Below are 19,878 nucleotides of genomic sequence, written 5' to 3'. Positions count from 1 at the left end.
GATGAGTTTCATGCTCAGGCCCGCCGGGCTAGACGATCTGGCGGCGCTGGTCGATCTGGAAGCCCGCTGCTTCAGCTATGACCGTCTTTCCCGCCGCAATTTCCACTGGATGCTCACCCGCGCCAACGCCGTGCTGATCCTGGCGGAGAACGGAACGCAGGTCGCCGGCTACGCCCTGGTGCTGTTCCACCAGAACACCTCCCTCGCCCGTCTCTATTCCATCGCCGTGGACCCGGCCGCCCGCGGCCATCGCCTCGGCCAGCGCCTGCTGGACGCCGCCGAGGCCGAGGCGGTGGAGCGGGATTGCGCCTATCTGCGCCTGGAGGTGCGACCGGACAATGCCGCCGCCATCGCCCTCTACGAACGTAACGGCTACCTGCCCTTCGCCACGGTGGAGGACTACTACGAGGACCACAGCCAGGCGCTGCGCTTCGAGAAGCGCATCCGTCAGCCGCGCGAGGGCCAGGCCCGCCCGGTGCCCTTCTACCGCCAGACCACCGACTTCACCTGCGGCCCGGCCAGTCTGCTGATGGCCATGGGCGCCCTGCAGCCCGGGCGTCCGCTGGAACGTCGCGAGGAACTGCGGCTGTGGCGCGAAGCCACCACCATCTACATGACCGCCGGCCATGGCGGTTGCGGCCCCCATGGCCTGGCCCTGGCCGCCCTGCGCCGGGGCTTCAAGGTCACGCTACAGGTGAATACCCGTGGCCCGCTGTTCCTCGACGGGGTACGCAGCGAAGAGAAGAAGGAGGTGATGCGCCTGGTCCACGAGGATTTCAGCGCCGAGGTCAAGCAGTCACCCATCGAGCGCCTCTACCGGACGCGGCTGGACATCGCCCACTGGGTCAACCAGGGTGCCTTCCCGCTGGTGCTGATCAGTTCCTTCCGCCTGACCAAGGCCAAGGGGCCGCACTGGGTGCTGGTCACCGACTGCGACGAGGATTTCGTCTACCTGCACGACCCCGACGTGGACCACAGCCAGCACCGGCGCGAGCTGGATTGCCAGCACATCCCGGTGTCCCACGCCGAATTCGACAAGATGAGTCGCTTCGGCCGCGGCAAGCTGCGGGCGGCGGTGATCCTGCGTACTGGCTGAACCCAGGGTTGCGATGGACGTCCAACAGGGCCAGGATCAAGACCAACAAGAACGACAGGTCGACCCATGAGTCAGTCCTTACGCAAGAGCAGTCCCTCCTATGAATTGATGGAGGACCTGAGCGGCCACTCGGTGATCTACCGCGAGCACGGCTTCCCCTGCCCGCTGGTGCGTTGGCACTTCCACAAGGAATACGAATTGCACCTGATCGTGGCCAGTTCCGGCACGGCCTTCATCGGCGACTATATCGGCAACTTCTATCCCGGCACTCTGTTCCTAACCGGCCCCAACCTGCCGCACAACTGGATCAGCCGCATCGCCGAGGGCGAGGTGGTGGTCAAGCGCGACATGCTGGTCAACTTCACCGACGAGACGGTGGACAACGCCACCGCGGTGTTCCCCGAGCTCAGCGGCCTGGCGCCCCTGCTGGAGCGGGCGCGCTACGGCATCGAATTCCATGATCCCGAGCTGATCGGCAGGGCCGGTGACTTGCTGCAACGCATCGCCGACAGTGGCGGCGCCACCCGCCTCGGGCATTTCCTGGTGCTGATGGAGGCACTGGCCACCTCGGAGCGCTACCAGTTGCTATCCGGCGTAGTGGAGCCCGGTACCGCCAGCGAACAGGCAGTGGATCGCACCAACCGGGCGCTGAATTTCATCTTCGATCACTACCAGCGCGACTTTAGCCAAGAGGAAGCGGCCGAGCACCTGGGCATGACGCCCACCTATTTCTCGCGCTTCTTCCGCCAGGCCACGGGGCGCACCTTCGTCGAATTCGTCAACAGCCTGCGCATCAGCAAGGCCTGCGAGATGCTGTCCCACAGCCGCATGCCGGTGACGGACATCTGTTTCGAAGCCGGCTTCAACAACATCTCCAACTTCAACCGGCGCTTTCATCAGCTCAAGGGCATGACGCCGCGGCAGTATCGGAGTCTGACGGCGCAACGGCTGACCGAACAGAACGCCTGAGCCGAGCCCTAGCAACGCATGTTCGGTTATGATCGAACGACCGATCTTTACCGACCGAGGACAGAGCCACCATGAGCGAACCCTACACTCCCCCACGCGTCTGGACCCCTACCACCTCTGGCGGCAACTTCGCCAGCATCAACCGGCCCGTCGCTGGCGCGACCCATGACAAGGATCTGCCGGTCGGCGAGCATCCCTTCCAGCTGTATTCCCTGGGCACGCCCAACGGCATGAAGGTGACCATCCTGCTGGAAGAATTGCTGGCGGCCGGACATAGCGACGCCGAATACGATGCCTGGCTGATCCGCATCGGCGAAGGCGAGCAATTTTCCAGTGGCTTCGTCGAGATCAACCCCAACTCCAAGATCCCGGCGCTGGTGGACCGCCGCGGAGCCGAGCCGCTGCGCGTCTTCGAGTCCGGCGCCATCCTGCTCTATCTCGCCGATAGCTTCGGCGCCTTCATTCCCAAGGATCATGCTGGCCGTACCGAGACGCTGAACTGGCTGTTCTGGCAAATGGGTTCGGCGCCCTTCCTGGGCGGTGGCTTCGGACATTTCTACGCCTATGCGCCGGAAAAGCTCGAATACCCGATCAACCGCTACGCCATGGAAGCCAAGCGCCAGCTCGATGTGCTCGACCGGCTGTTGGCCGAGCGTACCTATGTGGCGGGCGAGGAATACGGCATCGCCGATATCGCCATCTGGAGCTGGTACGGCAACCTGGTACTGGGCCAGCTGTACAACGCCGCGGAGTTTCTTTCCGTGCAGGACTATACCCACGTCCAGCGCTGGGCCAAGGCCATCGCCGCGCGCCCCGCCGTGCAACGCGGCCGCCGTGTCAATCGCACCTGGGGCGAGCCCGACGAGCAAGTGGCCGAGCGGCATTCGGCGGCGGATCTGGACTGACGCTTTTTTGAAGCGGCGGGTGCCGTTGGGCTTCGCTGCGCTCAATGCTAGGGCGGTGCCTGATCGCGGGTAGCCGGATCTGAAGCCAGTCTTGGGGTTCCTGATCGCGGCCATGGGCCGCTCCTACAGGCATGGCCGCCACCGTAGGAGCGGCCCATGGCCGCGATTGGAAGGCCGACCTCGTGCGGTGTTTCAGCAGTTATCTACATAGTTTGGCAGCGCTTTTTCCGGCAACGGCGGACCGGCCGGCCTGCGTTGTCACTCCTCAGCCCCTGGCACGCTCTTAGTAGCGAACCGGGCAAAAAGCGCTCGCCAACTCCTGCGCGAGTGTCTGAAACACTTCATTAGCAGGCGCTGAGCGCCTTTCCATATTTCCTGCACATTTGCCCAGCAGCCTGACCTCCATCTCAATCAGGTCTGGCAGGCATGAGCAGGAAATCCCGCATTCTCGTCGTCGTTGTCTTGGTCGGTGCCGCCGTGGCGCTGGGCCTCAGGCTGCATGAGCGTTCGAGCGACGCAGGCACTAACGCGCACGGCAACCATGGCGGCCGGAGCTGGGGGGCAAATGCCGGACAGGCGCAGCCGATTACCGTCGCGGTGGGCCAGGCCGGGCATGCCGACGTACCCGTCACCCTCACCGCCCTGGGCACCGTGGTGGCCAATGCCAGCGTTACCGTGACCACCCGGGTGGCCGGCCAGCTGGAGCAGGTGTTCTTCACCGAAGGCCAGCGGGTGAAGAAGGGCCAGCTGTTAGCGCAGATCGATCCGCGGCCCTACCAGGCCACCCTCGACCAGTACCGCGGCGACCTGGCGCAGAACCAGGCGCTGCTCAAGAGCGCCCAACTGACCCTGGAGCGCTACCGCCGGCTGGTGGCCAAGGACTCCCTGGCCAAGCAGGAGCTGGATACCCAGGTGGCCACCGTGGGCCAGTACCAGGGCGCGGTGCAGGCCGACCAGGCACAGATCGCCGCCGCCCAGTTGAATCTGCAGTACGCCCGCATCACCGCGCCGCTGGATGGCTACGTCGGCCTGCGCCTGGTGGACCCGGGCAACTACCTGGCGGCCGGCGACACCACCGGCATCGTCAGCATCACCCAGACCGATCCCATCGCCGTGACCTTCAGCCTGCCCCAGGCGATGCTTGCCAGCCTGCTGCCCAAGGTCCGCCAGGGCCAGGCGCTACCGGTCACCGCGCTCGGCCAACTGGACAGCACGACGCTGGCCGAGGGCACCCTGAAGTTCATCAGCAACGAGATCGATACCAGCACCGGCAGTCTCAAGCTCAAGGCCCTGTTCGCCAACCCGGACGAGAAGCTGTACCCCAACCAGTTCGTCAACGTGCGCCTGCAGACCGACACCCTGAAGAACGCGGTGGTGGTTCCTGCCGCCGCCGTGCAGCTGGGCAGCGATGGCAGCTTCGTCTATGTGGTGGGCGCCGATGACAAGGTGCAAAGACGCGGCGTGACCACCGGGCCGGCGTTGGGCGACCGAGTGGCCATCACCCAGGGGCTCGCGGGCGATGAACGGGTGGTCATCCGCGGTATCGATCACCTGCGCGACGGGGCCCAGGTACGGGTGGAAGGCGCGCCGGCAGCGGATGCCCGCCGATGAATCCGTCGCGGCTGTTCATCCAGCGGCCGGTGGCCACGGTGTTGCTGATGGTGGCGGTGCTGTTCGCCGGCATCCTCGGCTATCGCCTGCTGCCCATCTCGGCGCTGCCGGAGGTGGACTATCCCATCATCCAGGTGACCACCCTTTACCCCGGCGCCAGCGCCAAGGTGCTGGCCACCGCGGTGACCGCGCCCCTGGAACGCCAGCTGGGGCAGATGGCCGGCCTGGCGCAGCAGTACTCCACCAGCTCGGCCGGCGCCTCGGTGATCACCCTGAAGTTCGACCTGAGCCTGTCGCTGGACGTCGCCGAGCAGGAGGTGCAGGCCGCGATCAATGCCGCCAACAGCTTCCTGCCCAACGACCTGCCCAATCCGCCCACCTACAAGAAGGTCAACCCCGCCGACGCCCCGGTACTGACCCTGGCCGCCACCTCCGACAGCCTGCCGCTGACCCAAGTGCAGGACCTGGTCAACACTCGCCTGGCGCTGAAGCTGTCGCAGATCTCCGGGGTCGGGCTGGTGAGCCTGGCCGGCGGCCAGCAGCCGGCGGTACGCATTGACGTCAACCCCAAGGCCCTGGCCGCCCACGGCCTGACCCTGGAAGACGTCTACACGGTGGTCAACGCGGCCAACGTCAACGGCTCCAAGGGCGGCTTCGATGGGCCCGACCACTCCATCACCATCGACGCCAACGACCAGCTGCGCAGCGCCGCCGAGTATGGCGAGCTGGTGCTCAGCTACGAGCACGGCGCCGCCCTGCGCCTCAAGGACGTGGCCACTACCGAGGAGGCGCCTGAGAACGCCTACCTGGAGGCCACCGCCAACGGCCGCCCGGCCATCGTCATCAACATCCAGCGCCAACCGGGGGCCAACGTCATCGGCGTGTTCGACGCCATCCAGGCGCAACTGCCCAAACTGCGCGCCGCCCTGCCCGATAACGTGCAACTGACGGTGCTGGCCGACCGCACCCAGACCATCCGCGCCTCGCTTGCCGACGTGCAGTTCGAGTTGCTGCTGTCCATCGCCCTGGTGGTGATGGTGACCTTCCTGTTCCTGCGCAACCTCACCGCCACCCTGATCCCCAGCCTGGCGGTACCGCTGTCGCTGGTGGGCACCTTCGGCGTCATGTACCTGGCGGGTTTCTCGCTGAACAACCTGACGCTGATGGCCCTGACCATCGCCACCGGCTTCGTCATCGACGACGCCATCGTGGTGGTGGAGAACATCGCCCGCCACCTGGAAGAGGGCGAACCGCCGCTGCAGGCGGCACTGCGCGGCTCGCGGGAGATCGGCTTCACCATCATTTCCCTGACCTTCTCGCTGATCGCCGTGCTGATCCCGCTGCTGTTCATGGGCGATGTGGTGGGCCGGCTGTTCCGGGAATTCGCCATCACCCTGGCGGTGGCCATCCTGGTCTCCATGTTCGTCTCCCTGACGCTCACCCCGATGCTTTGCGGCCGGCTGCTGCACCACGTGCCGCTGGAGCGCCAGAGCCGCTTCGCGCGCTGGGGCGAACACCAGTTCGAGCGCCTGGTAGCGGGTTACGACCGCACCCTGAGCGTGGTGCTGGACCATCAGCGGCTGACCCTGCTGGTAGCGGTGGCTACCGTGGCGCTGACCGCCCTGCTCTACCTGCTGGTGCCCAAGGGCTTCTTTCCCGCCGAGGACACCGGGCTGATCGTCGGCTTCACCCGCGCGTCGCAGGATGTCTCTTTCGACGCCATGGCGCGCCGCCAGCAGGCGCTGGTGCAAAGGGTGCTGGCCGATCCGGCGGTGGCCACGGTCACCTCCAGCATCGGCGTGGACGGCACCAACGCCACCCTCAACCAGGGCCGCCTGCAGATCCAGCTCAAGCCCTTCGACGAACGCAGCGACCGTGCGCCTGCCATCATCCAGCGCCTCAAGCAGGCCGCCGCGGACGTCGCCGGCATTCGCCTGGACCTGGTGGCCAACCAGGAGCTGACGGTGGACGACCAGCTCACCCCCAGCCAGTACCAGTTCACCCTTGACGACGCCGACGGCACCCAGCTGGCTGCCCTGCTACCGCGGCTCATGCAGCGCCTGCAGGCACGGCCGGAGCTACGCGACGTGCTCGACGACCTGGAAGACCAGGGACTGACCGCCCAGGTGGAACTGGATCGCACCGCCGCCGCGCGTTTCGGCATCACCGCTGCCGACGTGGACACCGCCCTGTACAACGCCTTCGGTCAACGGCTGATCTCCACCATCTTCACCCAGGCCAACCAGTACCGGGTGGTGCTGCAGGTGCCCGGTGCCTTCCGGCAGACCCCGGCGGCCTTCGGCGACATCTACCTGGCGCCCGCCACGAGTTCGACCGCTAGCACCGGCACCAGTACCAGCACAAGCACCGCTGCCACGACCACCACCAGCGCCCCCAAGGGCCTGGTACGCCTCACCGACATCGCCCGTATCGAGCAGCGTCCCGGCGCCCTGGCGCTGACGCGCCTGGGGCAGTTTCCGGCGGTGACGCTGTCCTTCAACCTGGCCGACGGCTATTCCCTGGAACAGGCACAGCAGGCCATCGCCCAGAGCCTGGCCGAGGCCCAGGCGCCGAGTAGCGTCACCCTGAGGTACCAGGGCGCCGCCCAGGCCTTCCAGCAGGCCGCTGGCAATACCCTGTGGCTGATTCTGGCCGCGGTGGTGGTGATGTATATCGTGCTGGGGGTGCTCTACGAGAGCTTCATCCACCCGGTGACCATCCTCTCCACCCTGCCCTCGGCGGCCATCGGCGCACTGCTGCTGCTGTTGCTGACCGGCACCGAGTTCTCCCTGATCGCCCTGATCGGGGTGGTGCTGCTGATCGGCATCGTCAAGAAGAACGCCATCATGATGGTGGACTTCGCTCTGGAGGGGCGCCAGCAACTGCACCTGGCGCCGCGGGCGGCCATCCACCGTGCTTGTCTCTTGCGCCTGAGACCTATCCTGATGACCACCCTGGCCGCCCTGCTCGGCGCCCTGCCGCTGATGTTCGCCAGTGGTTCCGGCGCCGAACTGCGCCGGCCGCTGGGGCTGGTAATCGTCGGCGGGCTGCTCGTCAGCCAGGTGCTGACGCTCTACACCACCCCGGTGATCTACCTGGCCTTCGATAGCCTCGGCGAGCGGCTGGGACGGCGCTGGCAGCGGAGCGAAGAGCGATGAACCCCATCCGCCTGTTCGTGCTCAAGCCGGTCGCCACCCTGTTGCTGAGCCTGGCGGTGCTGCTGCTCGGCCTGCTCGGCTACGCCCAGTTGCCGGTGGCGCCGCTGCCCAAGGTGGACTTCCCCACCATCGTGGTCACCGCCAGCCTGCCCGGCGCCAGCCCCGAGACCATGGCCGCCACCGTGGCCACGCCGCTGGAGCGCAGCCTCGGCCAGATCGCTGGGATCACCGAGCTGACCTCCAGCAGCAGCCAGGGCTCCACCACCCTGATCCTGCAATTCGACCTGTCGCGCAACATCGACGGCGCCGCCCGCGACGTCCAGGCCGGCATCAACGCCGCGCGCAGCCTGCTGCCCAGCGGCATGCCCAGCCTGCCCACCTACCGCAAGGCCAACCCCACGGAATCACCGATCCTGATGCTGGCGCTGACGTCCAAGACGCGCAGCCCGGGCGAACTCTACGACCTGGCGTCGAGCATCCTGCAGCAGAAGATCGCCCAGGTGCAGGGCGTCGGCCAGGTGTCGATTCGCGGCAGCTCGCTGCCGGCGATCCGCATCGACCTGCAACCCCAGCAACTGGCCCATGCCGGCATCGCCCTGGACAGCGTGCGCGCGGCCATCGCCAACGCCACCACCCATGGCGCCAAGGGGGTGCTGCACGCCGAGGGCCAGACCTGGTCCATCGACAGCAACGGCCAGCTGGAGCAGGCGGCAGACTATGCGCAGCTGATCGTCGGTTACCAGGAGGGCGCCGCGGTGCGGCTGAGCGACGTGGCGCGGGTCTATGCCACGGTGGAGGACGTCTACGTCAGCGGCTCGCTCAACGGCCAGCCCTCGGTGACCCTGGCCGTGACCCGCCAGGCCGGTGCCAACATGCTGCAGACCCTGGACGCCATCAAGGCCCAGCTGCCGGCCTTGCAGGCCCTGGTACCCGGCGACGTGGACCTGGTGCCGGTGATCGATCGCTCGGCCAGCATCAAGGCCTCGCTGCATTCCACCGAGGAGACCCTGCTGGTGGCGGTGCTGCTGGTGATCGGGGTGGTCTTCGTCTTCCTGCGTGACCTGCGCGCCACCCTGGTGCCGGCGCTGGTCCTGCCGCTGTCGCTGATCGGCACCTGCGCGGTGATGTACCTGCTCGACTACAGCCTGGACAACCTGTCGCTGATGGCGCTGATCATCGCCACCGGCTTCGTGGTGGACGATGCCATCGTGGTGCTGGAGAACGTCACCCGCCATCGCGAACTGGGCCGCGGGCCGTTGCGCGCGGCGCTGGTCGGCGGGCGCGAAGTGGCCTTCACCGTGCTGTCCATGACCCTGTCGCTGATCGCCGTGTTCATCCCACTGCTGCTCATGGGCGGCATCGTCGGCCGGCTGTTCCGCGAATTTGCCGTGACCCTCAGCGTGGCCCTGGTCATCTCCATGCTGCTGTCGCTGTCGCTCACCCCCATGCTCTGCGCCCGGTTGCTGCGCGAGCGGTCGCCCGACGCGCCGGTGCCGCCGGCCTATCGCCTGATCGAAACGACCCTGGCGCGCCTGCAAGCCGGCTACCTGCGCGGCCTGGACTGGGTCTTGCGGCATCCGCTGCTGACCCTGGCGAGCCTGGCGCTGACCGTGGTGCTCAATGTCTATCTCTATGTGGTGGTGCCCAAGGGCTTCTTCCCGGACCAGGACACCGGGGTGATCATGGGCGCCATCCGCGCCGACCAGAACATCTCCTACCAGGCCCTGTCGCCCTTCGTGCGGGAAATCGCCGCCCAGTTGCGTCGCGATCCCGACGTGGCGGCGGTGATGGCCTCCACCGGCGGTGGGATGTTCGGCTCGCGCAACTCGGCGCAGTTCTTCATCCGCCTCAAGGACTACAGCGAGCGCCAGGACAGCGCCCAGCAGATCGCCAATCGCCTGAGCCTGGCCGGTAGCCGCCACGCCGGTATCCAGCTGTTCCTCATGCCGGCCCAGGATCTGCGCGTCGGCGGGCGCAGCGCCAACGCCACCTATCAATTCAGCCTGCAGGCCGACGATCTCGACGAACTGCGCAGCTGGACGCCCAAGGTGGAAGCCGCCTTCAAGACCCTGCCCGAACTCACCGGGGTGGATTCCGATGCCCAGAACGGCGGCCAGGAGGTGCGTCTGGAGATCGACCGCGCCGCGGCCAGTCGTCTGGGGGTGAGCGTCAAGGACCTCGACACCCTGCTGGACAACGCCTTCAGCCAGCGCCAGGTAGCGACCCTCTATCGCACCCTCAACCAGTACCACGTGGTGCTGGGGCTGGCGCCGAACTACACCCAGGACCCGCAGGTGCTCAAGCAACTGTACGTGGTGACCAGCAGCGGCAGCCAGGTCCCGCTGGCCGCCTTCGCCCGCTTCACCGGCGGCAACGCGCCCCTGGCGGTGGCGCACCAGGGCCAGATGGCCACCAGCACCCTGGCCTTCAACCTGGCCGATGGCGTCTCCCTGGAGCAGGCCCAGACGGCGATCAAGGCGGCGCTGGTCAAGGTCGGCCTGCCGCGGGAGATCCAGTCCGGCTTCCAGGGCACCGCCCAGGCCTTCGCCACCCTGGTCGCGCAGATCCCCTGGCTGGTGGCGGCGGCCCTGGCGGCCATCTACCTGGTGCTGGGCATGCTCTACGAGAGCTACATCCATCCGCTGACCATCCTCTCTACCCTGCCCTCGGCCGGGGTCGGCGCCCTGTTGCTGCTGCTGGCCACCGGCACCCAGCTGACCCTCATCGCCCTGATCGGCATCCTGCTGCTGATCGGCATCGTCAAGAAGAACGCCATTCTGCTGGTGGACTTCGCCCTGGTGGCCGAGCGCGACCGCGGCCTCTCACCCGAGGCCGCCATCCGCGAGGCCTGCCGACTGAGATTCCGGCCGATCCTGATGACTACCCTGGCGGCCTTCTTCGGCGCCCTGCCGCTGGCCCTGGGCAGCGGCGGCGACGACGAATTGCGCCGGCCCCTGGGCCTGGCCATCGCCGGCGGCCTGGCCCTGAGCCAGGTGCTGACCCTCTTCACCACCCCGGTGGTGTTCCTCTGTCTCGACCGCCTGAGCCGCGCCAGCCGCCGGTTCTGGCACCAGCGTCTGCGCCGCACCGCGGCCTGAAGGTAACGACCATGCCCCTCCCGCGCCTCCTGCCCCCGCTGCTCCTGCTGACCCTGCTCGCCGGCTGCACCGTCGGGCCCGACTACCAGCGGCCCAGCGCCCCGGTCTCGACCCAATTCAAGGAGGCGGCCGGCTGGAAGGCCGCCAGTCCGCGCGACGACCAGGCCAAGGGCGCCTGGTGGCAGCGCTACGACGATCCCCAGCTCAGCGCCCTGCTGGCCCAGGTAGAGGTCTCCAACCAGAACGTCGCCCAGTACCAGGCGCTCTATCGCCAGGCCCGCGCCCTGGTCCGCGAGAGCCGTGCCGAGACCCTGCCCAGCGCCACCCTGGACGCCAAGGCGACCCGCAGCGAGAACGGCAGTAGTTCCAGCGGTTCCAGCAACTCCAGCAGTTCTACGGCGGGCGGCGCCACGGTGAGGAACGCCGAAAGCCTGAGTCTCGGCCTGAGCTGGGACTTGGATCTCTGGGGCAAGCTGCGCCGCACCCTGGAAGAAGACCGTGCCAGTGCCCAGGCCAGCGCCGCGGAGCTGGCCAACGCCACCCTCAGCGCCCAGGCGGAACTGGCCCAGGACTACTTCCAGCTGCGCGTGCTGGATCGGCGCCTGGCGCTCTACGACCAGACCCTGGCCGACTACCGGCGCTATCTCGCGGTGATCCAGAACAAGTACGACGAACAACTCGCCTCTCGCGCCGATCTCGCCCAGGCGCGGACCCAGCTGGAGAGCGCCGACGCCAACCGGCTGGCCCTGACCACCCAGCGCGCCCAGCTGGAACACGCCATCGCCCTGCTATTGGGCAAGCCGCCGGCGGACTTCACCCTGGCCGTCGATCCCCGGTGGCAGGCCCGGCTGCCGGAGATTCCCGCGGGCCTGCCCACCGAGCTGCTGGAGCGCCGCCCCGACATCGCCCAGGCCGAGCGCCAGGTGGCCGCGGCCAACGCCGCCATCGGCGTGGCCACCGCCGCCTACTATCCGGACCTGACCCTGAGCGCCAGCGGCGGCTACCAGAGCAGCCTGCTCGGCGAGCTGTTCAAGACACCGAGCCGCTTCTGGTCCCTGGGCCCGACGCTCTCCGGCACCCTGTTCGACTTCGGCGCCACCCGCGCCGGCGTCGACCAGGCTCGCGCCGCCTACGACGCCAAGGTCGCCAGCTACCGGCAGACGGTACTCACCGCCCTGGGCGAGGTGGAAGACGACCTGGTGGCCCTGCACGTGCTCGGTCCCGAACTCGCCGCCCAGCGCCGCGCCGTGGCCGCCGCCCGTGACTCGGCCAGCGTGACCCGCGACCAGTACGAGGCCGGCATCATCGACTACCTGGACGTGGCCACCACCCAGGCGACCCAGCTCAGTCAGGAGCAAAGCCTGCTGCAACTGGAATCCAGTCAGCTGGTGACCAGTGTCCAGCTGCAGATGGCCCTGGGCGGCGACTGGCAGGCCGCGCGCCTGGCCGACGCCCCCTGAGAACCTGTTCTCGATCTCGCGAGCTAGAGACAAACAAGGCCTGGGCGGCCCCGCGAAAATAGCTGAGGAAGCGGAGTTTACGAGTGGTAATGAGCATTTCGACCGGGCTGGCGACCCAGGCCATTTTCAACGCCGTTTGGCCGACGCGCAGCAGATCAAGAATAGGTTCTGACAGCTACCCGTGGAGCTGCTAGCGTGCCCTTACCTTCCGTCGCCGAGATCCGCATGGGCCTGCTGCGTCTATCCCTCTCCGCCAAGGTCTTTCTCGCGGCCCTGGCGCTCTGCGCCTTCGCCGTGCTGGGCATGGCCTGGGCCTCCTACCTGAGTTTCTCGCGGGACTTCCTCGGCTATCTCAACGGCCAGGCCGAACAGCGCCTGGATGCCCTGGTGCCACGCTTCGAACATGCCTATGCCGAGCATGGCAGCTGGGATTTCCTGCTCAACCAGCACCCGCCCGAGGCCTGGATCCAGCTGCTGCGACCGGAATTGCCCGCGAATACCACCACGCGACCCTCCCCGCCGGTGTCGGATCTCACCGGCGCCTTTCTGCGCTTCTCGCTGCTGGATGCCGAGCATCGCTACCTAATCGGCTTTCGCGACCTGCCGCCCCAACCGCTGCTGCGTGCCCTCCACTGGCAGGGTCGGGTGGTCGGCTGGCTGGCGCTGACCCCCTTCGAGGCGGTCATCAGCGACGGCGACCGCCGCTTCCAGCAGAGCCAGATCCGCTCCAGCCTGGTGATCGCCTTCGTCTGCCTGCTGCTGGCCGCCGCTCTGGCCTGGTGGATCGCCCGCACCCTGCTGCGCCCGATCCGCACCGTGGCCGCCGCCACCCATCGCCTGGCGGCCGGCGACTACGGTATCCAGCTACCCATCCGTTCCGCCGACGAGGCTGGTCAACTGGCCCAGGACTTCAACCGCATGGCCAGCGTCCTGGCCAGCAACGAACGCCAGCGCCGCGCCTTCATGGCCGACATCTCCCACGAGCTGCGCACCCCGCTGGCGGTGCTCAGGGGTGAACTGGAAGCCATGGAAGACGGTATCCGCCCCCTGGATGTCAGCGGCCTGAAGTCGCTGCAGACCGAGGTCGGTTCGCTGAACAAGCTGGTGGACGATCTCTTCGAGCTGTCCCTCGCCGAGGTGGGCGGCCCCACCTACCGCCACGAGGCCGTGGACCTGGCAACGCTGCTGGCGCTGACCGTCGATGCCTGGCGCCCGCGCTATCGCCAGGACGGCCTGGAATTGCGGCTGGAGCTGCCGGACGCGCCCCTGATGATCCGCGGCGACGAGGCGCGCCTCGGCCAGCTGTTCTACAACCTGCTGGAGAACAGCCTGAGATACACCGAGGCCCCTGGGCGGGTACACCTCGCCGCGCGTCAGGTCGGCAACCTGCTGCAGGTCGATCTGCAGGACTCCGCCCCCGGCGTACCGGCGGCCGACCGCGAGCGGTTGTTCGAACGCTTCTATCGCGTCGAGGGCTCGCGTAGCCGGCGCAGTGGCGGTGCCGGGCTGGGCCTGGCCATCTGCCGCGGCATCGCCGAGGTGCACGGAGGGCACCTGCAGGCGCATGCCTCTCCCCTCGGCGGCCTCTGGCTGGAGGTCTGCCTGCCCGCCCTCGACGACCGGAGCCCGGCATGAGCGAGACCATCCTGCTGGTGGAAGACGAACCCAAGCTCGCCGCCCTGTTGGGTGACTACCTCAAGGCCGCCGGCTTCACCTGCGAGTGGCACGCCGACGGCGAACAGGCCCTGGCCGCCATCCGCGCCACGCCGCCCGACCTGGTGCTGCTCGACCTGATGCTGCCCGGCCTGGACGGCCTGGAGGTGTGTCGCGCGGTACGCGCCTTCAGCGCCCTGCCGATCATCATGGTCACCGCCCGGGTCGACGAGATCGACCGGCTGCTCGGCCTGGAACTGGGCGCCGACGACTACATCTGCAAACCCTTCAGCCCACGCGAGGTGGTGGCCCGGGTCAAGGCCGTACTGCGCCGCAGCAGCACGCCGACGGGCCTGCCGACACCCAGCGGCCTGCAACTGGACGCCGAGGCCTACCAGGCCAGCTTCAATGGCCACCCGCTGGAGCTGACCCCGGTGGAATTCCGCCTGCTGGCGACCCTGGCCAAGCACCCCGGCAAGGTGCTCTCCCGCGATCAGTTGCTCAACCACCTGCACACCGACTACCGCATCATCACCGACCGCACCGTCGACAGCCACGTGCGTAACGTCCGCCGCAAGCTGCACCGCCTCGACCCGGACTGCGAGTTGATCCGCTCCATCTATGGTGTGGGGTATTGTCTGGAGACTTGAACCGCTCAGGCTGCCGGTGACCAGACCGCACTCGCCGACCCCAGCCGAGTCGCCGGCCGTTCCCAGTACAGGCGCAGGTCACCGATCCGCAGCGGCGGGCGCAAGCGGAGCGCCGGGCCCCAGGCGGTGGGCTCGGGGGCAGTGTCGAAGTCGGCGTCCTGCACACCGGTGTAGAACGGCTCGCGGGCCACGGCGGGATGCTCGCTCAGCAGGCAGGCGGTCCGTGCCAGCGACAGGCGTGCCCTGAGGACAAGTCCCTCGCGCAGGCGGCCGGTGAGGCCGCGGATGACCGCGGCCGCCATCAGGTAGCCGGTGGCATGGTCGAGAGCCTGCACCGGCAAAGGCACCGGTTGCTCCGCCTGCTGCCAGTCGCGACCGGCCGCGGCGATGCCGCAGGACATCTGCACCAGGCTGTCGTAGCCCCGCCGCAGCGCCCAGGGCCCGCTCCAGCCGTAGGCGCAGAGGGACACGTCGATCAGCGCGGGATTCAGGGCCCGGCGCTCGGCGCCGCCATAGCCGAGCCGCTCCAGGGCGTCGGCGCGATAGCCATGGACCAGGACGTCCGCCTCGGCCAGCAGCCTCTCGAACACCAGCCGGTCGGCCGGCCGGCGCAAATCCAGTCGCGCGCACCTCTTGCCCAGGGTCACCTCCGGTGCCTGGGCTGGCTCGTCCCACCCCGGCGGATCGAGGCGCAACACCTCGGCGCCCAGGCCGGCCAGCAGGCGGGTGGCGATGGGGCCGGCGAGGATGCGGGTGAGGTCGAGGACACGAATGCCCTGCAAGGGACGTTGTGGATCGGGCCGCCAACCGCTTGCGATATCGGCGCCTGTCCATTCCTCGGCGATCAGCGGTTCGGCGCGAACGGCCTGCCCTTGCGGATGCGCCTGCCACTCCGCCTGGGTGCGCAACCGCGCCGCACAGCCACCGGCCGCGACAAGAGCCGCTTCCAGGGCCTCAGTTGACCAGCCGGCCATGGCCTCGGCGACGGCCTCCCGAGCGTTCGCACACTCCAGTACAGCCAGGGCGCGCTCCCGGTGATGAGGCGCGTTGGCATGCAGTCTCAGCCAGCCATCGCGGGTGCGATAGTCCCCGGTGACCGGGTCCCAGACCTCTGGCAATGCCCAATCCAGCGGGCGCAGTGACGTCTTGAACCAAGCAGCGGCGAGGTGGCGATCCACCTGCACCGGGGCCGACGAGGCGCCCGCGCCCAGCAGGTCGGCGGTAGCCAGACCGGTTGCCGCGATCGCCGCCGCGGCGAGATCGCTGACGGGGAAACAGGAGGCGAGGCTGTCGTCGCCCTGGACCTGAACGTCAGTGGCCAGGGCCGACTGCAGCCCAAGGGCCGTGATCATGTCGCCGAGCAGGGACTCCAGGACGGCCGGTGCATGGGTGGGATCGGACAAGGACGTATCCTCCGTGGCGGAACGCTGCCTCCACAATAGCCCTACTGGCCATGGCCGGACATCGACGTTCATCCGGCGACCGTCCAGCCCGCCAAGGGGACAAAGCAGCGGCTGCCAGGGTCTCCCCCTTCATCCCCAGTCAATAATCACCGGGAGTCCCCATGACCGAACGACAGCTACTCATCGCCGGCGCCAGCGGCATCATCGGCCAGGCGGTATTGGAAGCCTTCGCCAAGGCCGGCTGGTCCATCACCACCGTTGGCCGCTCGCAGGATGCGCCGAGTCGCTTTCCCCATGTGACCGCCGACCTGCTGGACGTCGGCAGCCTGGCCGCCGCCAAGGACAGGTTCGCCGACGTGACGCACCTCTTCTACAGCGCCCTCAAGCCCAACCCGGCCCCCGGTGTGGAAGCCGACGAGAACGCCGCCATGCTGGAGAATCTGGTGGCCGCGGTGCGTAGCGCGGGAGCGCCCCTAGAGCGCATCACCTTCGTCCAGGGCGGCAAGATCTATGGTGCACACCTGGGCGTTTACAAGACGCCGGCGCGGGAAGACGACAGCCGCCACTTCCCGCCCAATCTCTATTTCCGTCACGAAGACTTCGCCCGCAGCCTGGAGGCCGAAGGTATCCGCTGGACCGCCCTGCGGCCCGACATCGTCATCGGCCACTCGCTGGGCTCGGCCATGAACCTGGGCAATCTGATCGGCCTCTATGGTGCCCTCTGCAAGGAGACCGGCACCGCCATGCAGTTCCCCGGCCCGGAGCAGGCCTATCGCGGCGCACTAGTCAACGTCACCGCCGCGCCGCTGCTGGGCGAAGCGGCCGTCTGGGCGGCCGAAGAGGAAAGGGACGGTGCCTTCAACCTCACCAATGGCGACGTCTTCCGCTGGAGCCACGTCTGGCCCAAGCTGGCCGCCTGGTTCGATTTGGAAGTGGGCGAGCCCCAGCCGATTTCCCTGGACCAGCGCCTGACTGCGCTCAAGCCGGTCTGGCAGGCCCTGGCCCAGCGCGAGAACCTGGCCGAAACCGATCCCCAGCGGATCGCACCCGGTGCCTTCGGCGACTTCATCTTCCATGTCGAGAAGGACGCCATCTTCGACGTGACCAAGGCACGGCAGGCCGGTTTCCACAATATGGTGCTGCGCTCGGACGAGGTGCTGCTGGCGCACCTGGAGGACATGCGTCGACGCCGGCTGATCCCCTGAGCCTTGCCCGGGGAAAACGCCAGGGACGGCGTGCGGTCTCATCCCGGTCGCCTCGCCAATTTCACAGGAGTCCCCGATGTACACCGACACCCTCAGCTGGGGCCAAGGCCCGCGCATCTTCGAAGTCTTTCTCGAACCCACCTGCCCCTTCTCGGTCAAGGCCTTCAACAAGTTCGACGACCTGCTGGCCCAGGCTGGTCCAGAGCGAATCACCCTGAAGATCCGTCTGCAGTCCCAGCCCTGGCACCTGTTCTCCGGGGTGGTGGTGCGCTGCGTCCTGGCCGCCGCCACCCTGGAGGGCGGCAAGGAAAGCGCCAAGGCGGTGCTGGCCGCCGTTGCCGCCCACCGCGAGGAATTCGAGTTCCAGGACCACGCCACCGGTCCCAATCGCGACGCGACGCCCAACGACATCATAGCGCGACTGGAAGGCTATACCGGCCTGGCACTGGCTGAGGCCTTCGCCCAGCCCGACCTGCAGCAGGCCATCAAGTGGCACTGCAAATACGCGCGGCAGAACGGCATCCACGTGTCGCCCACCTTCATGATCGACGGCCTGGTGCAACCGGATATCAGTAGCGGTGATTCGGTCGCGGACTGGATCGCCCGGCTGAAGTGACGTCAGCGCCACCATTCGTCTGATCTTCTACCGATAGATGGTACGGAGTCTTCGCTGGGGCCTAGGTAGAAAGCGGACTACCCGAGCCTGTCCCTCAGGACTGCTTCTCATCAATGGTAGTACTCGTCGGCAAGAGCAAATTACGCATCACCAAGAAAACCAGACGCGCCGGCCTTCTGGCGCCACGTGGCCGGTAAAATCTCTATAGCTTGGTATTACCAAAATAAATACGAAAATTCATATGGAAAGCATTTGGACGGATGAATCCACGTAAAAGCCATGACACCCATATAAAAAAGATATTACAGAAGCTGAGCGAGCCACCAATAACCTGATGACATTTTCTATAACAAAAGGACGGTCATCATGTTCCTGCGCAAGATTAGGTTGACGCCACGAGCGGTTTTCATCTTTTCGATTATCGTAACAATCGTATTTGCGCTAGGCATCGCTGCCATCGTGCAGATGGGCAAACTCAGAGAGTCCGAACAGATCGTGGAAAACGACTGGATGGATAGCGTGCGTCAAGCCGGGCTCATCAGCTCCAGCATGCTCCGGCTACGGCTGGAAAGTCTCAGGGGTACTACCACGAGCGATGCGCAGCTGCGCCAGAAGGTCCTGGACGACTTTCCCAAATACCGCAAAGGCCTGGTGGATAGCGTCGCGCAATATGATCGCCTGGTTTCCAGCGAAGAAGAACGGAGACTCTATGAGCAGGTTCGTAGCTCCGCCGATAGCTACCAACAGCTGCTGGAGCAATTCGAAGCCCTGTTCCGCAGCGGCGACAATGCCGCGGCCCTCAACCTGATCAACGGCAGCATCCGCCCGGTCACTGACAGCATGCAGCAACAGTTGCAGGCGCTTATCGAATTCAACGACCGCGGCGCCGAACAGGCCGGTATCGAGGCTGAGGCCATCTATTCGATGGGCTTGAGACTGGTCATCGGGCTGATCGCGGCCACCTTGCTGGCCACCTGCATCCTGGCGTTCCTACTTATTCGCAGCATTACCGGACCGATAGGCGAAGCCTTGCGCATCGCCCAGCGCATCGCCAGCAAGGACCTTTCCGCACACATCACCGTCTCCGGTCGCGACGAAGCCGCCGGCCTGCTGACCGCCCTTGGGCAAATGCAAGGCAACCTGAAAACCACCATCAGCCATCTCTCCGAGAGTTCGACCCAGTTGGCCGCCGCCGCCGAAGAGATGACTGCGGTGATCGATGAGGGCAACCGCGGCCTGGTCCGCCAGAACGACGAAGTCAATCAGGCGGCAACGGCAGTCACCGAGATGAGCGCCGCCGTCGATGAGGTGGCGCGCAATGCCGAGCAGACCGCCGAAGCCTCGCAACGTACTCAGGATCTTACCCATGTCGGGCTGGAGCACGTCGGCTCCACCCTGACCGCCATCCGCGACCTGAGCCAGAACGTGGGCGATACCAGCGAACAGGTACAGGCCTTGTCGACCCGAGCCCAGGAAGTCAGCTCCGTGGTCGAGGTGATCCGCTCCATCGCCGAGCAGACCAACCTCCTCGCCCTCAACGCCGCCATCGAAGCGGCGCGTGCCGGCGAACAGGGCCGGGGCTTCGCCGTAGTGGCCGACGAGGTGCGAGCCCTCGCCCACCGTACCCAGCAGTCCACCCGCGAAATCGAACAGATGATCGGCGCCATGCAAAGCGACTCCCAGCAGGCGACCCACGCCATCCAGAACAGTCGGCAGATGGCCAGCCAATCGATCCAGGTAGCCCAGAACGCCAGCGGCGCCCTGACGCAGATTGCCGAGGCAATGGCGGCCATCAACGAACGCAACGCCCTGATCGCTACGGCCGCGGAAGAGCAGGCCCAGGTCGCCCGGGAAATCGACCGCAACCTGACCAGCATCAAGGACCTCTCGCACCAGACGGCGGCGGGCAGCCACCAGACCGCCACCGCCAGCAACGACGTCTCGCGACTGGCCGTGGGCCTGCGCCGCGTGGTCGGCGAGTTCGTGCTCTGACCGATCAAGCCGAAGGGCTGCCATACCTGGAGCGCCCGCACGCTGGACGCTAGGATGAGCGC

At 67.1% G+C, this 19,878-nt stretch carries 13 protein-coding genes; 12 read left to right on the top strand and 1 reads right to left on the bottom strand.

Annotated features, from left to right (window positions below):
• Position 1 precedes the first annotated feature (1 nt).
• The 9 genes from QZ471_RS12285 (at position 2) to QZ471_RS12245 (ending at position 14,600) form a co-directional block, all read left to right on the top strand.
• Positions 2 to 1,096 (top strand): GNAT family N-acetyltransferase/peptidase C39 family protein, encoded by a 1,095-nt coding sequence (locus QZ471_RS12285; protein ID WP_295464064.1) that lies wholly within the window; start codon positions 2 to 4, stop codon positions 1,094 to 1,096.
• A gap of 66 nt (positions 1,097 to 1,162) precedes the next feature.
• Positions 1,163 to 2,065: an AraC family transcriptional regulator gene (locus tag QZ471_RS12280; protein ID WP_295464063.1), complete on the top strand. Its 903-nt coding sequence runs from the start codon at positions 1,163 to 1,165 to the stop codon at positions 2,063 to 2,065.
• A gap of 71 nt (positions 2,066 to 2,136) precedes the next feature.
• Entirely contained in the window at positions 2,137 to 2,970 is an 834-nt protein-coding gene (gene yghU / locus QZ471_RS12275) for a glutathione-dependent disulfide-bond oxidoreductase (protein ID WP_295464061.1), read from the top strand.
• 426 nt (positions 2,971 to 3,396) lie between these two features.
• Positions 3,397 to 4,581, top strand: a complete 1,185-nt coding sequence (locus QZ471_RS12270; RefSeq protein ID WP_295464059.1) for an MdtA/MuxA family multidrug efflux RND transporter periplasmic adaptor subunit — start codon at positions 3,397 to 3,399, stop codon at positions 4,579 to 4,581.
• Entirely contained in the window at positions 4,578 to 7,739 is a 3,162-nt protein-coding gene (locus QZ471_RS12265) for an efflux RND transporter permease subunit (RefSeq protein ID WP_295464057.1), read from the top strand. Before QZ471_RS12270 ends, QZ471_RS12265 begins: the two co-directional genes overlap by 4 nt.
• Entirely contained in the window at positions 7,736 to 10,837 is a 3,102-nt protein-coding gene (locus QZ471_RS12260; RefSeq protein ID WP_295464055.1) for an efflux RND transporter permease subunit, read from the top strand. Before QZ471_RS12265 ends, QZ471_RS12260 begins: the two co-directional genes overlap by 4 nt.
• 11 nt (positions 10,838 to 10,848) lie before the next feature.
• A complete protein-coding gene (locus QZ471_RS12255) occupies positions 10,849 to 12,297 on the top strand; it encodes an efflux transporter outer membrane subunit (protein WP_295464053.1) in 1,449 nt (482 codons plus the stop codon).
• A 234-nt stretch (positions 12,298 to 12,531) separates the two neighbouring features.
• Entirely contained in the window at positions 12,532 to 13,932 is a 1,401-nt protein-coding gene (locus tag QZ471_RS12250; RefSeq protein ID WP_295464700.1) for an ATP-binding protein, read from the top strand.
• Positions 13,929 to 14,600 (top strand): response regulator, encoded by a 672-nt coding sequence (locus tag QZ471_RS12245; protein ID WP_295464051.1) that lies wholly within the window; start codon positions 13,929 to 13,931, stop codon positions 14,598 to 14,600. Before QZ471_RS12250 ends, QZ471_RS12245 begins: the two co-directional genes overlap by 4 nt.
• Before the next feature lie 5 nt (positions 14,601 to 14,605).
• Here QZ471_RS12245 and QZ471_RS12240 read toward each other — a convergent pair whose 3' ends face one another.
• The gene (locus QZ471_RS12240; RefSeq protein ID WP_295464049.1) at positions 14,606 to 16,003 is read right to left on the bottom strand and encodes a CoA transferase; all 1,398 of its coding nucleotides are present in this window, start codon (positions 16,001 to 16,003) and stop codon (positions 14,606 to 14,608) included.
• Positions 16,004 to 16,164: 161 nt separating this feature from the next.
• Here QZ471_RS12240 and QZ471_RS12235 point away from each other — a divergent pair, with 161 nt between their 5' ends.
• From QZ471_RS12235 to QZ471_RS12225, 3 genes are all read left to right on the top strand, one after another.
• On the top strand, positions 16,165 to 17,208 hold the full coding sequence (locus QZ471_RS12235) for an NAD-dependent epimerase/dehydratase family protein (protein ID WP_295464047.1): 1,044 nt from the start codon (positions 16,165 to 16,167) through the stop codon (positions 17,206 to 17,208).
• Positions 17,209 to 17,284: 76 nt separating this feature from the next.
• Positions 17,285 to 17,824: a thioredoxin domain-containing protein gene (locus tag QZ471_RS12230; RefSeq protein WP_295464045.1), complete on the top strand. Its 540-nt coding sequence runs from the start codon at positions 17,285 to 17,287 to the stop codon at positions 17,822 to 17,824.
• 366 nt (positions 17,825 to 18,190) lie between these two features.
• Positions 18,191 to 19,816, top strand: coding sequence for a methyl-accepting chemotaxis protein (locus tag QZ471_RS12225; protein ID WP_295464043.1), 1,626 nt, complete (start codon positions 18,191 to 18,193; stop codon positions 19,814 to 19,816).
• Positions 19,817 to 19,878: the final 62 nt, after the last annotated feature.

The sequence above is a fragment of the uncultured Pseudomonas sp. genome, assembly GCF_913774235.1.
In the GTDB taxonomy this organism is placed as follows: domain Bacteria; phylum Pseudomonadota; class Gammaproteobacteria; order Pseudomonadales; family Pseudomonadaceae; genus Chryseomonas.
The sequence above is the reverse complement of the archived record's forward strand: the minus strand, read 5'-3'. Positions and strand labels throughout refer to the sequence as shown.

Bases quoted from the DNA above. Each gene is read 5' to 3' on its own strand.
- QZ471_RS12230 (WP_295464045.1), top strand. From the start codon at position 17,285: ATGTACACCGACACCCTCAGCTGGGGCCAAGGCCCGCGCATCTTCGAA.
- QZ471_RS12225 (WP_295464043.1), top strand. From the start codon at position 18,191: ATGTTCCTGCGCAAGATTAGGTTGACGCCACGAGCGGTTTTCATCTTT.
- QZ471_RS12270 (WP_295464059.1), top strand. From the start codon at position 3,397: ATGAGCAGGAAATCCCGCATTCTCGTCGTCGTTGTCTTGGTCGGTGCC.
- QZ471_RS12265 (WP_295464057.1), top strand. From the start codon at position 4,578: ATGAATCCGTCGCGGCTGTTCATCCAGCGGCCGGTGGCCACGGTGTTG.
- QZ471_RS12280 (WP_295464063.1), top strand. From the start codon at position 1,163: ATGAGTCAGTCCTTACGCAAGAGCAGTCCCTCCTATGAATTGATGGAG.
- QZ471_RS12235 (WP_295464047.1), top strand. From the start codon at position 16,165: ATGACCGAACGACAGCTACTCATCGCCGGCGCCAGCGGCATCATCGGC.
- QZ471_RS12260 (WP_295464055.1), top strand. From the start codon at position 7,736: ATGAACCCCATCCGCCTGTTCGTGCTCAAGCCGGTCGCCACCCTGTTG.
- QZ471_RS12255 (WP_295464053.1), top strand. From the start codon at position 10,849: ATGCCCCTCCCGCGCCTCCTGCCCCCGCTGCTCCTGCTGACCCTGCTC.
- yghU (WP_295464061.1), top strand. From the start codon at position 2,137: ATGAGCGAACCCTACACTCCCCCACGCGTCTGGACCCCTACCACCTCT.
- QZ471_RS12285 (WP_295464064.1), top strand. From the start codon at position 2: ATGAGTTTCATGCTCAGGCCCGCCGGGCTAGACGATCTGGCGGCGCTG.
- QZ471_RS12245 (WP_295464051.1), top strand. From the start codon at position 13,929: ATGAGCGAGACCATCCTGCTGGTGGAAGACGAACCCAAGCTCGCCGCC.